Source organism: uncultured Erythrobacter sp. (genome assembly GCF_947502395.1).
In the GTDB taxonomy this organism is placed as follows: domain Bacteria; phylum Pseudomonadota; class Alphaproteobacteria; order Sphingomonadales; family Sphingomonadaceae; genus Erythrobacter.
The window spans coordinates 469306-484291 of record NZ_CANMZM010000003.1 but is presented as its reverse complement, the minus strand read 5'-3'; the positions used below and the strand labels follow the sequence as shown (position 1 = coordinate 484291).

Here is a 14986-nt window from a genome sequence, read left to right as displayed (position 1 = left end):
AGACTGCCCTCGGCAAGCCATCGCGCTTACCGAGGGCATTTTTGTGCCTGACGTAGTCACCGCTAACTGGTGACAGCAACACCGCCTTTGACAAGAGCGCGGACGCGGCCTTGAACCCCATGCATATCGAACGGTGTATTGTCGGCAGTTGCGGCCATCTTGCGGCGATCCACTACCCAAGGGGCCTCTGGATCGACAACCGCGATATCGGCTTCGTGACCTACTTTCAGGGTCCCTGTCGGTATACCAAGAAGCTCTGCCGGCTTGGCAGCGAGCAATTCGAACGCGCGAGGCATATCGATCACCTCATCGCGGACTAGGCCCATGACCATGGCAAGCAGGGTTTCAGCTCCCGCCATGCCGGGCTCTGCATCGGCAAAGGGCAGGCGCTTGTCCTCTGGGCCGCGTGGGTCATGGCCACTGGAGATGACATCAACCGTCCCGTCGCCAATTGCAACCAGGGCTGCCTGCCGGTCAGCCTCGCTGCGTAAAGGCGGGGAGAGTCGGGTAAACGTACGGAAATCAGCTGTCGCAAGGTCTGACAACATGAAATGCGCTGGCGTAATCCCACAAGTGACTTGAATACCTTGCGCTTTCGCGGCGCGCACAAGATCAAGGCCAGCCGCCGTCGTGACTTGGCGGAAATGGACTCGCGCCCCGCTCAGTTCAGCCAAAGCGATGTCGCGCACCAGAGCCAACGTCTCGGCCTCCGCCGGAGCGCTTGGAAGGCCGAGGCGCGTTGCAAATTCTCCAGCCGTCGCTGCCGCCTCTCCAGTAAGCCCCGCATCCTCTGCATGGGTGACCACCACCAAATCGAGCATTGCAGCGTATTGGAGCAACCGAAGCATCACACCGCTGTCACCGATCCAGTTGCGGCCGGTGGCAACGCCTCGTGCCCCGGCATCACGCATCAGAGCGATTTCGGCAAGCTCGCTCCCTTCAAGTCCGCGCGTTGCAGCCGCCAATGGGTGAACCCATAAGTCCGGCTTGCCGCTTTTGGCGATGTAATTGACACGACTTGGATAATCGAGTGGCGGGGATTGGTCCGGCATCAGTGCGGCACGCGTAATCCCGCCAAAATGAAAGGCTGGCTTGTCGATGGCAAAAACGCCAAAATCGACAATGCCCGGCGCGATGAGCTTGCCTTTGGCAGAGATTACCTGATCGCCTTCGGATGCGTTCACATCGCCGCCGACGGCTGCGATCAGCCCGTCGACGCAACGCACAGCGCCATCGACTATGCCGTGCGGAGCAACGATCTTGCCGCCGGTGATTGTCAGGGGACGGACTTGCTTCATGCTGCCCACCCCTCAACGCCGCGCCCCGCTCTCGTGAGCACATCAAGGCACGCCATGCGGATTGCGACCCCCATCTCAACCTGACTGGTAATAATCGAGCGGTCGAGCATATCTGCCACTTCACTGTCGATCTCTACGCCGCGATTCATCGGCCCCGGATGCATAACAAGCGCGTTAGGCGCAGCGCGTTCAAGGCGCGCTTTCGTAAGACCATAAAGGTGATGGTACTCCCGCGCCGAAGGAATGAACTGCCCCGACATGCGCTCCGACTGCAAACGAAGCATCATCACCACGTCGCTTCCTGAAAGCGCGGCGTCGAAATCATGAAAAGGCTCAGCCCCCATGATTTCCACCCCTTGTGGCATTAACGCGGGGGGAGAACACAATCGCACCTTGGCACCCATCGCCTGAAGGCACAGGATGTTGGACCGCGCCACCCGGCTATGCAGAATGTCCCCACAGATCAGGATGGAGCGACCGGTGAAATCCTCACCACCCTCACCTCGAGCTGCCAGAGCCTCCCGCAGCGCAAGCGCATCAAGCAACGCCTGGGTCGGATGTTCGTGCTGACCATCGCCCGCGTTTAACACTGGACAATCGACCTTGTCGGCTATCAGTTGCGTCGCTCCGCTAGACCCGTGCCGGATCACAATCGCATCCGCACGCATCGCGTTGAGAGTGATTGCGGTGTCGATCAGCGTCTCACCTTTCTTCACGCTCGATTGCGCCGCGTGCATATTCACAACATCTGCTCCCAACCGCTTACCGGCAATCTCAAAGCTTAGAAGCGTCCGCGTCGAGTTCTCAAAGAAGGCGTTGATTATGGTGAGCCCGTTCAGCAGTTCAACGCGTTTGGATCGTCCCCTGTTAAGCTCCACCCACTCTTCGGCTGATGCCAATAGGTAGAGGATCTCGTGCCGCTCAAGCTGGCTAATCCCGGTTAAATCGCGGTGAGGGTAGGCGAGCCGTCCGGCAGGGAAGCGATCAGAGATCGCGGCACTAACGGGTTGCCCGCGCTCGTACTCAGCCATAAAATTCCTCAACCGAGCGCCGGTGCTACTACGCAAATCGCGCCCCGATCTTAGCTGCGCGACAAAAGGCTTGTCGTTCAACGCCAATTCGCCAAATCGCGTCTCCGATATATCGTGACGGCGGCAAAACTGTTCAATTTCCAACAGCAGTTCATGCATGGCCAATGCCCCTAAGTTGGATTAAACCAACCGTCCAGTGCGAATTGCGCAATCGCTCACAGAATGCAGTTCGACGAGCTGCATCGAACACTCAACACCTCGCTGGGACACTTGCTCTAGAAGTTTACGTTTGCGTCATTATGTTCCAGGGGAACTGCGGGGGTCGCGGACGCGTTAGATCCGCCAAGGACTCGGCATGCCAAAAATGGACAAGGAATAAGAATGAGCTTCTTGGGTAAAGCGTGGAAAGTCATCGTCGGCATAAAGGACGGCCTTGTCCTTGTTTTCATGTTGCTGTTTTTCGTAGCGCTCTTCAGCATCCTCTCCGCAACGCCAAACCCCGGTCAGGTGCGTGAAGGCGCGCTCTACATCGATATGACCGGCTTCGTGGTAGAAGAGAAAAGCAAGGTTGACCCTTTCCAGACATTGGTCAGTGGCGCTGCTCCGCCCGTTGAGTTGCGCGCACGGGATTTGGTTCGCGCACTCGACGCCGCGGCGAGCGATGATCGCGTGAAAGCAGTCGTGATGGATATGAGCACCTTTATCGGTGGCGGCCAGGTTCACATGCAATCAATCGCCGATGCAATGGACCGTGTACGCAAGGCCGAGAAGCCGGTGCTGACATATGCTCTTGGCTACGGCGATGACCACATGCACCTTGCTTCCCACGCGAGCGAGGTTTGGGTGGACCCGATGGGCGGTGCCACAATCGCGGGACCGGGTGGCGCACGCCTCTATTACGCCGACCTTCTCGAAAAGCTCAAAGTCAACGTCCGCGTTTACCGCGTGGGCACATTCAAATCGGCTGTTGAGCCTTACCTGCTCGACGGCCCTTCAGAAGCCAGTCGCGAGAATCTGGCAGCGCTCTACGGCGCCTTATGGGAAGAATGGCAGGCCAATGTGAGCAAGGCGCGCCCTTCTCTTGAGCTTGACCGCATCACTAGCGATCCCGTTGCTTGGGTCGAAGCCTCCTCCGGCGATCTCGCGGAGGCAGCGCTCGAAGCGGGGCTCGTCGATACAATCGGCACCAAGGTCGAGTTCGGCAAGCATGTCGCGGAGATTGCGGGAGAAGATGCATTTGACGAAAAGCCAGGAACTTATGCCAAGAGCGACTTCGCCCCTTACCTTGCTGATGTCGGACCAGGTACGGGTTCATCGAGCAACAAGATCGCCGTCGTCACCGTTGCGGGCACCATCGTTGATGGCGACGCTGGCCCTGGCACAGCGGGCGGCGCGCGCATTGTCGGGCTGCTCGACAAGGCTCTGAGCGATGACGACATCAAGGGCCTTGTGGTCAGGGTCGATTCTCCCGGCGGTTCAGCCATCGCTTCCGAAGATATTCGTCAGGCTGTTGAGCGGTACCGCGCCGACAAAGACGTGCCCGTCGCGGTTTCCTTCGCCAATGTCGCCGCAAGCGGTGGCTATTGGGTGGCAACCAAAGCGGACCGTATCTTTGCGCAGCCCGAAACGATCACCGGCTCTATCGGTGTCTTTGCCGTAATCCCTACCTTCGAAGGGACGGCTGAAGAGCTTGGGGTAAGCACCGGAGGCTTCCGCACCACGCCCCTCTCCGGCCAACCCGATCTCGTCGACGGCTTCTCCCCAGAGCTTGATGCTATCCTTCAAGCTGGGGTTGAAGATACCTACACTGACTTCCTAACCATTGTTGGTGAAGCGCGCGGCATGACCACCGACAAGGTGGACCAGATCGCACAAGGCCGCGTCTGGGATGGCGGCACAGCACGTCAACTGGGGCTCATAGACCAATTCGGCGGGCTTGAGGATGCAATGCAATGGGTTGCTGCCGAAGCCAGCCTTGAAGAAGACGATTGGAGCGCAATGTTCCTCGGCAGTGCGCCGGGCAATTACGATTCACTCATCCGCCAACTCGTTACCAATGCCGTGGCTCCTGCTCCGATGGCGCGTGGGGGCGATCTCTTCGCCATGGCCGCGCGACAGCGCGAAGTGTTGCTGGGCCAAATGGTAAGCGATGCAAAAATGCTGAGCGGGACTGAGGGGGTGCAAGCCTATTGCCTTGAATGCCCTTCCAATCCGCGCCCGGTGAATACGCGTGAAAGCATGAGCGTTGCGCAGATCATGGGTGCCTGGCTCTCGAAGTAAGGGCCAGTGCCGAGATCAGTCGCTTGCACAAATCCGGGCACCAAAGTAGAGCCGCACCGCTGCCCTGAGAGGTCACTAAGCCTTCTCACGCGGCACGGGCGGGCGCGTAGCTCAGTGGTAGAGCACACCCTTCACACGGGTGGGGTCGCAAGTTCAATCCTTGCCGCGCCCACCATCGCGTTAAGATGACTAAGATAGTCTGTGACATCTTTCGTCGAGACAAATTGGATCTGGCTTGATGCTACTTCCAGCCGTTTCTGGGACTGCGCTCTCGCGCTTGTCGCATCCATAAATACTCCGAATCTCCTTAGCCTCTCGACTGAGTGGCTATTATCGATGTGAAGCCGGCTTCCGGTAACTCAATTGGCTTTCCAAGTCCTGCGAGGTTCCTTCGCCACGATCCCGAATCGAGATTCTGATGGGACGAGCAATTGGAGAGAGGCAGGACAAATCTGAGTAAGGTGGCGAGCTCGCGATCTTTCAGAAGGCTGGTATTTAATTACAAGATTTGGCAACCTCGCCCCACGCCGTAGGAGAGATTCATGAAATTGCGCCACCTAGCCACCGCCCTTCTTCTCGGAAGCGCGCTCACGACCGCTGCTCATGCCCAGACCAAATTGCTTCGCGATCCCGCTGTCAGCGACAATGCGATTGCTTTTGCTTATGCGGGCGACATCTGGGTGGCGGAGCGTGATGGCAGTAATGCAAAACGGCTCACCTCGCATGCAGCAAATGAACGCGACCCCATCTTCTCTCCTGACGGGTCCATGGTCGCCTTCACTGCGAACTATGATGGCAATGACGATGTCTTTGTTGTTTCAGCAAACGGCGGCGAAGCGAAGCGACTGACATGGCACCCGGTTACTGACACGGCGGTTGACTGGGCACCGGGTGGCGGTGCGGTTGCTATCACTTCGCCTCGCGAACGGGGCAATGGTCGATCAGCGCATTTATACCATGTCTCACTCGATGGCGGTCTGCCGCAAAAGGTTTCCGAAGCTCGTATCGCCAACGGCACCTATGATGAGAGCGGCCGTATCTTTGCCTCGGTCCCTGGCTGGATGGGCTACAATGGCTTGGTCGGCGGTACGGCGGGCTGGCGCGGTTATCGAGGCGGGGCGACACCCTCGCTTCAACTGATCGATTTTGAGGGAGGAACGGCACAGACCATTCCTGGGGACCGCACAACGGAGTTCAATCCAGTGTGGGTTGGCGGGCAGCTTTACTTCCTCTCCGACCGCGACGACAAAGTGCTCAATATCTTCCGGTTCACACCCACTGATGGATCGATCACCAAAATATCAAACGAGGCGCAATGGGATATTCGCGCCTTTGATGCCCACGGCGACACGATCGTCTATGAGGCCGGTGGCGAAATCAAACAGCTCAGCCTGAGTAGCGGCGCTGTGAACACCCTCCCTATCGATTTGCGCGCCGATCTTCCGCAGCGCCAGCCCAGTTGGAAATCGGTTGAAGACCAAGTGACCAGCACGCAACTGTCGCCATCGGGCAAACGCGTTGCAGTCACAGCGCGAGGCGAGGTTTTCACCGTCCCAACCGACAAAGGCTCAACTCGCAATATCTCCAACAGCGCGTCCGTGCGCGACTACACGGCCGTCTGGTCAAATGATGGCACGAAACTCGCCTACATCACTGACAACGGAACCACTCAATCGCTCATAATCGAGCACCAGAGCGGAATCGAAGACGAACGCGCAATTGCTCTCGGAGATAAGTTCTATCAGCTCGTGGATTGGGGCGGTGATGGCAAGCATCTTATCTATGCAAGCAACAAGCTGAAACTCCACGCTCTCGACATCGAGAGCGGCCAATCTTGGGAGATCACCGACAGCGACCGACGCAATGATGACTTTGAAGCGGTGCTATCGCCTAGGGGGCGCTGGCTCGCTTACACCACGCGCGGCGCAAACACCGTGGCTAGCCTGCATCTTTATGATCTGTCGACGCGACAGAGCTATCCGGTCACCGGGGACTATGCCGAAATCGGGTTCCCGATGTTCAGCAAGGACGGCAAGCTGCTCTACTTTGCTGCGTCCACCAATGCAGGTGCTATCTATGCGGGGCTGGATATGACCACACAGGATAGGCCGTTCCGTTCCGGGCTCTACGCTGTGGTGCTGGAAGCGGATGGAGAATCGCCACTTGCACCTGTGCTCGCCAATGAAGATGGCAATGAGGAGAAAAGCGATAACACCGAAGACAAGGATAACGGCAATTCTGAAGGCACGGTCAATGTCGATCCAAACGGATTGATTGCACGCACCGTGTCTTTGCCCGTTACAGAGGCCAGCTACACCAGCCTTGCGAGCGGCAAGGACGGCGCCCTCTATTACATCGATAATCCTCAACCTGGCGCAGCAACCGGACCGGGTGCGGGAGAAGCTATGGCGCGCCTGATGCGTTTTGACTTTAAAGAGCGCGAGGCCACATCCCTAGGCGATGGCTTCACCGAAGTCTCAACCAATGCAAGCGGTGACGAGCTGCTCTTGGTCAACCATGATGGCTCGTTCTCAACCGCCGATGCTGGAGAAAAGCTGGAGGCCAAGCCTGTCAGTCTTGCGGGTCTTCGGATGCGGATCGACCCTGCGCAGGAATGGCGGCAGATCTTCAACGATGTCTGGCGTATGGAGAAAGAATACTTCTACGATCCCAATATGCATGGACTCGATTGGGAAGCTGTTCGCGTCCGTTATGAGCCCTTGCTCGCCCACGTCGGACGGCGCGAGGATCTGAACGAGCTTTTGGTCGAAATGATCGGCGAAATGCAGGTCGGCCACAACCGTGTGGGTGGTGGGGAGCTTTATGACAATTCCTCGGCATCGCCTGGCCTTCTCGGCGCGGATATCGCAATTGCGAATGGCCGCTATCGCATTTCCAAGATCTACGATGGCGAGCAGTGGAATCCATTCCTTGCCGCTCCCTTGGCGGCGCCCGGCGTGGACGCCAACGAAGGCGACTACATTATCGCCGTGAACGGGCAGGAACTGACCGAGGCAGACAATATCTATGCTGTGCTTTCAGGTGCGGCGAGCACACAAGTATCGCTTACCGTAGCGAGTACGCCAAACGGAACCCGCCGCACGTCGGTGATTGAACCAGTTGGAAGCGAGAATGGCCTTCGCCTGTGGGATTGGATCGAAGCCAACCGGAAACGTGTTGAACAAGCCAGCGATGGTAAGGTCGCTTACGTCTACATGCCTAACACGGCAGGCGCAGGTTATACCTTCTTCAATCGCATGTATTTTGCGCAAACTGACAAGCAGGCGTTGATTCTGGATGAGCGCTCCAACGGTGGTGGTCAGGCAGCAAACTACATCATCGACGTTCTAAGCCGCAAATGGCTTTCGGGCTGGAAGGACCGCGAAGGACTCGACTGGAGCACGCCGGGCGGCGGCATCTGGGGGCCCAAGGTCATGCTTATTGATCAGGACGCAGGATCCGGCGGTGACTGGATGCCTTATGCCTTCCGCGAGGCGGGGATCGGCACGCTGATCGGTACACGCACCTGGGGTGGATTGATCGGCATCAGCACCAATCCAGGTTTGATCGATGGTGGCTTTCTTACCGTGCCATTCTTCCGGTTCTTCGACCGCTCAGGTCGATGGAGCATTGAGAACGAAGGCACGGTGCCAGACATCCGGGTTGAACTTGACCCTATCGCCTTGGAACAAGGCCGAGACACCCAGTTGGAAGCCGCGATTTCGACGGTGATGCAGCAGCTGGAAGACAACCCACCGCCAGCAAGACCAGCTCCAGCCTATCCAATGGAATTGGGTCAATGAAGGAGGTCACAGGATGCTCGTCATGAGCGAGATATCGATTCTTTAGACAGCTAGCCAACTACACTGTTGTAGTGATGGCATAGGCTACCTTGACGAACCGACGCATTCGCAATTTACGCTCTTCACATGCTTGGAGGCGTGCATAAACCTGTCGTCACACCCACAGTGTTTCCTGTCGCTTGGTATGCCCCTCCCTGCGGCAGGTTTCAGATCTTGGTCGCGGCATCCTTAATCGCGCGCCTGATGCTCATATAAGTCGCACAGCGGCAAAGATTTCCGCTCATCGCATTATCGATATCCGCATCGGTCGGGCTGGGGTTTTCTGCCAGCAGGGCCGATGCCGACATGATTTGCCCTGCCTGACAATAGCCGCATTGAGGCACCTGGTTCTCGACCCAAGCCTCGCGAATTGCGTCGGCAGCGCGTCCGTCGACGCCTTCGATCGTCTTGATTTCAGAGCCATCCAAAGAATCGTGCGGCGTAATGCACGAACGCGTGGGCGCACCATCGACGTGGACGGTGCAAGCGCCGCATTGGGCAACTCCGCAACCGAACTTCGTGCCAGTCATTTTCAAATGATCGCGCAGGACCCACAGCAAAGGAGTACCTGGTGCAGCGTCAACCGACTTGGTCTCGCCGTTGATTGTAAGAGTTACAGCCATCCTGATCCTCCTTCCTTATGCGTTGTCGTCTTGTGGGAGCGTCAGGCGAGAGCCTTGCGCGCCGATGATCGGCAGATTGCGAATGCGCTGACCCGTTGCATTAAAAATCGCATTGGCGAGCGCTGGCGCCGCAGGCGGCGTCCCCGGTTCACCCACACCGGCAGGCGGAGCATTTGACGGCACGATTTGCACCTCAAAGGCGCGCGGGGCCTCTTCCATCCGCATCACGCGCCAGCTTGGGAAGTTGTCCTGAACCACTGCACCATCGCGAGCGGTAATCTCGCCATAGAGCGCGTTGGAGAGACCGTAGATTGTCCCGCCTTCCAATTGCGCGCGAACATGCCGCGGATTGATCACCGTGCCGGCATCACAGGCAAGCCAAATGCCCGGGATCGTAAGCGCGCCATCATCGCTGACTGATACTTCAATGACAGTGGCGATATAGGAGAGGAAAGAACGGTGAACCGCAATCCCAAGCCCGCTGCCCTCGGGCAGGTTGCGCCCCCAATCAGCCATATCAGCGACGAGGTTCACCACGTTTTTGAGCCGCGCGGTTTCAATCGGGTATTCTTCGATCGAAGCATCGTAGTTCGAATAGATCGCGCCCTCTTTTCCCGGATCGATCTGGCGATCAGGCCCAATAAGCTCGAGCAGATAGTCCTTCTGATCTCGCCCAGCTGCATGTGCCATTTCGGCCGCAAAGCTTTGAACCGCAAAGGCGTGATAGATGTTGGAGACCGAGCGCAGCCAGCCGATCCGCAAGTGCCCTTTGGCATCGCGCGATTCGACCTGCAGATTGGGCGTAGCGAACGGCACATCAGTCGCGCCCAGGCCCATCTCGCCATCGGTTGGTGTAGCGAGACCCGGCACGAATGTTGATGCAATCGGCGGAAAGGCAGTGCGGTGAAGATAGGCCGAGCAATTGCCGTCTTCGTCGAGCCCGGCCTCCATATATTGCGCGCTCACCGAGTGATAGAAACCGTGACGGATCTCATCCTCGCGCGTCCAAGTGACCTTGACCGGTTTGCCCACTTCGCGCGCAATCAGAGCGGCTTCGATTACAAAATCAGGTTTGGATTTGCGCCCAAACGCGCCGCCCAGCCAAGTCGCGTTGACGGTGATGTTCTCTTTGTCCACACCGAGCACGTCGGCCAAAGTGTTGCGCGTGGCCTGCGGGTCTTGGACACACGCCCAACAAGTGAGCGTATCCCCGTCCCACTCAGCAGTGGCAGCAGGCGGCTCCATCGGTGAGTGCGCGAGGTGCGGCGCGTAGTATTCAGCCTCAATCCGTGTCGTTGCTGAGCCAAGCGCTGACGACACATCACCGCGCGACCGGCGCACCGCACCGGACCTGCGCGCCGTCGCCTTGAGCTCTTCGCCATAGCTTTCAGAATTGTAACTCGCATTTGGCCCATCGCGCCAAGTGATATCGAGCGCATTGCGCCCTTGGATAGCGGCCCAGGTGTCTTCGGCAACAACAGCAACGCCCCCGAGAGCGTTGAATACGGCGGGAGGTGTCGCGTCCGGAAGTCGCACAGTCTGAAGCACGCCGGGCACTTCAAGCGCCGCGCTGTCATCGACGCTGCCGGTACGGCCAAACACCTGCGGCGGCCGAGCGACAACGGCGTAGACCATGCCCGGGCGATCGACATCGATCCCGAAAGTGCCCTCGCCCTTCACCAGCTTGGGGATGGTGAGCGACGGGATTTCTTTGTTGATGAGGGTCCACTCATCCGGCTCTTTAAGCGTGATATCGCCCTCAGCCGGGATCTGTAGCTTTCCGGCAAGCTCAGCGAGATTGCCATATGAGAGCGTGTCCGAATTCTGGTCGTTACTAACCAGGCCTTCGGATGCCGAGCATTGCGAGGGTTCAAGCTTCCAATAAAGCGCGGCTGCCTCAATCAGCATGTACTTCATCGCCGCACCAGCAACCCGCAAGCGGTGGAAATTGTAGCGTACGGAGCGTGAACCGTCGGTGTTCTGGTCGCCGTAACGCTCGTGACCTTCGGCCTGCACGATTGCGACATCGTCCCAATTGGCGTCGAGTTCGTCGGCAACGATTTGCGCCATCGAGGTCCACACCTGCTGCCCCATCTCAGAGCGGTGACAGGTGATCTTGACCTTGCCTTCTTTCTCAAGCTCAATCCAGAGCGTCGGCGTGGCATCGCCGCCCTTCACTTCAGTCAGCGGACTGGGCCCGGCTTCGGGCAGATCGAAGGCATCGGCATCGACCTCTGGTTCAACATAGGTTGAGCAGCCGGCAAGCGTAACCCCCAACACGAACAGGCCCGAGCCTGTGACGAATCCTCTACGGCTGAGATTTGTCAGCTGTGAGCGCCCTCTGCCTGCTTCACCGCTGTCATTGCGACCCGGAATGATCCCAATATCGTGCAAAAACATAGCGCTCTCTCCAAATGTACGGTCCGCAATAACGAATAGCCACGCTGACTGCTTAGTTGTAACTTTGGCTCAACCGTCGGCACGAAGCAAGATCGACAAACACATCAATGAACTCGGCCAAAACTTCGAAGGTCGGATTCGAAGACTTCTCTTCTCAAAAAAGCTATGGACCTATCGAATTAAAGGATCGCCAGAGAAATTGATGCAAGGCGCGTCGCGGTCTCAGCCCTGCATCAAATACGCGTTACTGTTCCTGTTCGCACAATCAGCTTGATGGTCTCAGAGCTTTGGCTACACAGATTGATCTCGGGTTTGGGAGAGACGCAACTTGAGCAAAAGCGCCGTAAGAACGATGATCACAGCCTATTTGGTGCTGTTCCTTCTTGGAACCACCTGGCCAGGGGCGATGCTGTTCAATCATGTTGAACCTCTGATGTTGGGGTTGCCCTTCAATCTCTTTGTCCTCGCTGTGCTCATCTCCTTTGCGCTAGTGCTGCTTGCCGCGCTCTATGCGAGCGAAAAGCGACCCTGAGGATCCGCCCTAATGGAACGCTGGCAGATCATTGCGCTCGTTATTGCGGCCTATCTCGCGGTCACATTGGCGATAGGCTTGCTGTCGGGACGGCGCGCCTCGAAGAGCGTTGCTGGCTATGTCGCCGGAGACCGCGACTTTGGCCTCTTGGTCATGTATTTCGTTCTGGGTGCCTCGATCTTCTCAGCCTTTGCCTTTCTTGGCGGACCGGGGTGGGCCTACAGCCGCGGGGCGGCGGCTTTCTACATTCTGAGCTATGGTGTTCTGGGAATCGCGCCCTATTTCTTCCTCGGCCCAAAGGCGGCCGCGCTTGGCCGAAAGTTTGGCTATGTGACGCAAGCACAGCTGATCTGCGGGCGGTTCCCTTCGCGTGGGCTTTCACTGATGATCGCAGTGCTGACAGTGTTGGCCTTCATTCCCTACATCACCCTGCAAATGCGCGGCGCGGGCATTGTGATCGAGGCAGTAACGGAAGGGAACGTCCCACTCTGGGCAGGGTCGCTGGTCGCTTACGGTATTGTTCTGATCTATGTCCTGTTCTCGGGCGTAGCAGCGGTTGGCTGGACCAATACGTTTCAGGGCATCTTCATGCTCACAATTGCGTGGACCCTGGGACTCTATCTACCAATCTCGCTCTATGGCGGGGTAGGCGACATGTTCACACAGATCATGGCGGAGCGGCCGGAGTTGCTGACAATGCCTGGCTTGACTGCTTCTGGCGCGCCATGGTCATGGGGTGGCTATTCGAGCGCCATCATCGTCTCAGCCGTTGGTCTGATGATGTGGCCTCACCTCTTCATGAAGGCCTTCACGGCGCGCTCTGATGACACGCTGCGGCGCACGGTTGTGCTTTTTCCGACCTTCCAACTGTTCCTGATCCCGGTCTTCCTGATAGGATTTGCGGGCGTTCTCTACCCTGAGACTCCGCCTTCTTCGGACTTCATCCTACCGTTCATGATCCTCAACGCAGAGCTTCCTGCGATCGTGGTAGGGCTTTTCTGCGCGGGCGCATTGTCAGCCTCGATGTCAACCGGCGACTCTCTGATGCACGCTGCCGCCTCGGTGACAGTCGAAGACGGGATCAAGCCGTTCACGGAAATGTCTGATGTAGCGCGGCGGCGGTTGATACAAGCACTGGTGATCGCGGTCGGCGCGCTCGCCTATGCCTTTGCGGTCGCAGAAGGCGTGTCGCTCGTGGTCCTGCTCCTCACCGCCTATGGCATCATCTGCCAGCTCGCCCCGCCCATTGTGGCGGCCATGTATTGGAGCCGAGCGACAACAGCAGGAGTGATCGCGGGTTTTGCAGCGGGATCGGCAACAGCCGCGTTCTTCTTCCTCTCTGGCTACCTGGGCAATGACCTGCGCCCCTTTGATCTCCACGAGGGCTTCCTCGGGCTGCTGGCTCATGTGCCGGTGCTGATCGCGGCTAGCTTGATGACCCAGCCGCAATCGGAAAGCCATCGCAAGGCGTTCACCGAAGTTGCTGCCTGAATCCCTAGAGCCGCAAAGTTGAAGCGGTTTTCCAACCGACCAATTTTCGGTACACATACGAGTCATGCATCTTTTTGAGATCATTGTTGTCTTGCATGTGATCGCCGGAACAACTGGGCTTATCGCCTTTTGGGTGCCGATTCTCACCAAGAAGGGCGCAAAGAACCACAGGCGCTGGGGCCGCATCTGCTGTTATGGCTTTATGGCAGCGGGTGCCCTAGCCATCGCCATGGCAATGTTCTCGCTCTACGGCCCCGAAGAGCGGATTCCTTCCGTCACCGACCGGGTATTGTTCGATGGGCTGTTCGGTTGGATGATGCTCTATCTGGGCCTGCTGACCATTGGTTTCGCCGACTATGGACTTGCGGTGGTCAAGCATTCGCGTAAGCGAGAAGCTCTGAGAGCACCGCGCTATCAACTCCTGATTGCAGCCGTGCTCATTTCGGCGGCCTATTGCTTCTATTATGGCTTTGGGATTGGTGAGTTGTTGATGATGGCGGTTGCGCTATTGGGTCTGGCAGCCATGATCATACAGCAGCTCTATATCTGGCGCAAAGAGGCGCCCACGCCCCAGTCCTACGTCGGCGAGCATTTCCGCGCGCTGATTGGTATGGGAATCTCCGCCTACACTGCCTTTATGTCGGTCGGGCTGATCCGCTACATCCCAGAGCACGTTTTCAACCCGCTCGTTTGGGCTTTACCAAGTGCCGTTGGTGTTGCGCTCATCATCGGCTTTTCGCTTCAAGCGAAACGCAAGACCACGCCAAAATCCAGCAAGGCAGCTAAACCCCAGCCCTCTAAGACCCGGCCCACATCCGCATAAGATTGGCGATCGATTTGTCGATCATCAGCAATTCTGGCGCATCCACAGGAAGTTTTTGCCCTAGCGAGCTGCGCGTGTTTTGCATGTCAAACAAGAGTTCGCGCTGTGCATCGTTGCGGATATGACTTTCGATCCAGCCGACAGCCACGATCCTTGTGCCACTCGTCACCGGCTTTACCTCGTGAATGCTGGTTGAGGAATAAAGTACAAGATTGCCCGGCTGCCCCTTGATCGTCTGCGTCATGCCAGCGGTTTGCACCACCAGCTCGCCGCCTTCATAGTCAGACGGATCGCTCAGGAAGAGAGTGAAGGAGATATCGGTACGTATCTGCGCATCGCCCTTCCCCATCAGAGAATTGTCGACATGCGCGCCGTAATGGCCGCCGTCTTGGGTCTTGCTTACAAGCAGACCGGAATTGCGCCGAGGTCGCGCCGCTGCCTTCACAATCGGGTTGTCGATGACAAGCGGCAGCAGGAGTTTGCTAATCGTGCGCCCTGCCGGGTTGGACATTACCGCTTGTTCATTGACCTTCACCCGGCTCGCGACTGCTCCAGCAGTAGCGCGCCCATCCTGCCAACTCAGCTTGGCTAAGCCAGCGCGGACTTCATCGAGTTTTTCGGCTTCAGGAATGGCAGCAATGCTGAGGATCATGAAAGCCTCTTGAT

10 protein-coding genes and 1 tRNA gene are annotated in these 14986 nt (G+C 57.7%); 6 read left to right on the top strand and 5 right to left on the bottom strand.

Annotated features, from left to right (window positions below; all coding sequences use genetic code 11):
* Positions 1 to 62: 62 nt before the first annotated feature.
* Complete coding sequence (locus tag Q0778_RS13560; protein ID WP_298336787.1) at positions 63 to 1298, bottom strand: dihydroorotase; 1236 nt, start codon at positions 1296 to 1298, stop codon at positions 63 to 65.
* Entirely contained in the window at positions 1295 to 2329 is a 1035-nt protein-coding gene (locus Q0778_RS13555) for an aspartate carbamoyltransferase catalytic subunit (protein WP_298337685.1), read from the bottom strand. Before Q0778_RS13555 ends, Q0778_RS13560 begins: the two co-directional genes overlap by 4 nt.
* Before the next feature lie 381 nt (positions 2330 to 2710).
* On the opposite strand from Q0778_RS13555, the gene sppA reads away from it, so the two are divergent.
* The 3 genes from sppA to Q0778_RS13540 all read left to right on the top strand — a co-directional run bounded on the left by sppA (position 2711) and on the right by Q0778_RS13540 (position 8412).
* Positions 2711 to 4609 carry a signal peptide peptidase SppA gene (sppA, locus tag Q0778_RS13550; protein WP_298336785.1) on the top strand — a complete coding sequence of 633 codons (1899 nt, stop codon included), beginning with the start codon at positions 2711 to 2713 and terminating at the stop codon, positions 4607 to 4609.
* 100 nt (positions 4610 to 4709) lie between these two features.
* Positions 4710 to 4784: transfer RNA gene (locus Q0778_RS13545), tRNA-Val, on the top strand.
* Between the two features lie 367 nt (positions 4785 to 5151).
* The gene (locus Q0778_RS13540; protein ID WP_298336783.1) at positions 5152 to 8412 is read left to right on the top strand and encodes a S41 family peptidase; all 3261 of its coding nucleotides are present in this window, start codon (positions 5152 to 5154) and stop codon (positions 8410 to 8412) included.
* 206 nt (positions 8413 to 8618) lie between these two features.
* Here the strand turns inward: Q0778_RS13540 and Q0778_RS13535 are convergent, their stop codons facing one another.
* A complete protein-coding gene (locus tag Q0778_RS13535) occupies positions 8619 to 9074 on the bottom strand; it encodes a (2Fe-2S)-binding protein (protein ID WP_298301435.1) in 456 nt (151 codons plus the stop codon).
* A gap of 15 nt (positions 9075 to 9089) precedes the next feature.
* On the bottom strand, positions 9090 to 11474 hold the full coding sequence (locus Q0778_RS13530; protein ID WP_298336781.1) for a molybdopterin cofactor-binding domain-containing protein: 2385 nt from the start codon (positions 11472 to 11474) through the stop codon (positions 9090 to 9092).
* A 328-nt stretch (positions 11475 to 11802) separates the two neighbouring features.
* Between Q0778_RS13530 and Q0778_RS13525 the strand changes: the two genes are divergently transcribed.
* From Q0778_RS13525 to Q0778_RS13515, 3 genes are all read left to right on the top strand, one after another.
* Entirely contained in the window at positions 11803 to 12006 is a 204-nt protein-coding gene (locus Q0778_RS13525) for a hypothetical protein (RefSeq protein ID WP_298336779.1), read from the top strand.
* Positions 12007 to 12018: 12 nt separating this feature from the next.
* The gene (locus Q0778_RS13520; RefSeq protein WP_298336777.1) at positions 12019 to 13497 is read left to right on the top strand and encodes a sodium:solute symporter family protein; all 1479 of its coding nucleotides are present in this window, start codon (positions 12019 to 12021) and stop codon (positions 13495 to 13497) included.
* A 64-nt stretch (positions 13498 to 13561) separates the two neighbouring features.
* Complete coding sequence (locus Q0778_RS13515) at positions 13562 to 14320, top strand: hypothetical protein (protein WP_298336776.1); 759 nt, start codon at positions 13562 to 13564, stop codon at positions 14318 to 14320.
* On the opposite strand, the gene Q0778_RS13510 is transcribed toward Q0778_RS13515, so the two are convergent.
* The gene (locus tag Q0778_RS13510) at positions 14295 to 14972 is read right to left on the bottom strand and encodes a Fe2+-dependent dioxygenase (protein ID WP_298336774.1); all 678 of its coding nucleotides are present in this window, start codon (positions 14970 to 14972) and stop codon (positions 14295 to 14297) included. The genes Q0778_RS13515 and Q0778_RS13510 overlap by 26 nt on opposite strands.
* Positions 14973 to 14986 lie beyond the last annotated feature (14 nt).

Excerpts from the sequence above, each read along its gene's own strand:
- Q0778_RS13535 (WP_298301435.1), bottom strand. The coding sequence starts at position 9,074 with ATGGCTGTAACTCTTACAATCAACGGCGAGACCAAGTCGGTTGACGCT.
- Q0778_RS13520 (WP_298336777.1), top strand. The coding sequence starts at position 12,019 with ATGGAACGCTGGCAGATCATTGCGCTCGTTATTGCGGCCTATCTCGCG.
- Q0778_RS13560 (WP_298336787.1), bottom strand. The coding sequence starts at position 1,298 with ATGAAGCAAGTCCGTCCCCTGACAATCACCGGCGGCAAGATCGTTGCT.
- Q0778_RS13540 (WP_298336783.1), top strand. The coding sequence starts at position 5,152 with ATGAAATTGCGCCACCTAGCCACCGCCCTTCTTCTCGGAAGCGCGCTC.
- sppA (WP_298336785.1), top strand. The coding sequence starts at position 2,711 with ATGAGCTTCTTGGGTAAAGCGTGGAAAGTCATCGTCGGCATAAAGGAC.
- Q0778_RS13530 (WP_298336781.1), bottom strand. The coding sequence starts at position 11,474 with ATGTTTTTGCACGATATTGGGATCATTCCGGGTCGCAATGACAGCGGT.
- Q0778_RS13555 (WP_298337685.1), bottom strand. The coding sequence starts at position 2,329 with ATGGCTGAGTACGAGCGCGGGCAACCCGTTAGTGCCGCGATCTCTGAT.
- Q0778_RS13510 (WP_298336774.1), bottom strand. The coding sequence starts at position 14,972 with ATGATCCTCAGCATTGCTGCCATTCCTGAAGCCGAAAAACTCGATGAA.
- Q0778_RS13515 (WP_298336776.1), top strand. The coding sequence starts at position 13,562 with ATGCATCTTTTTGAGATCATTGTTGTCTTGCATGTGATCGCCGGAACA.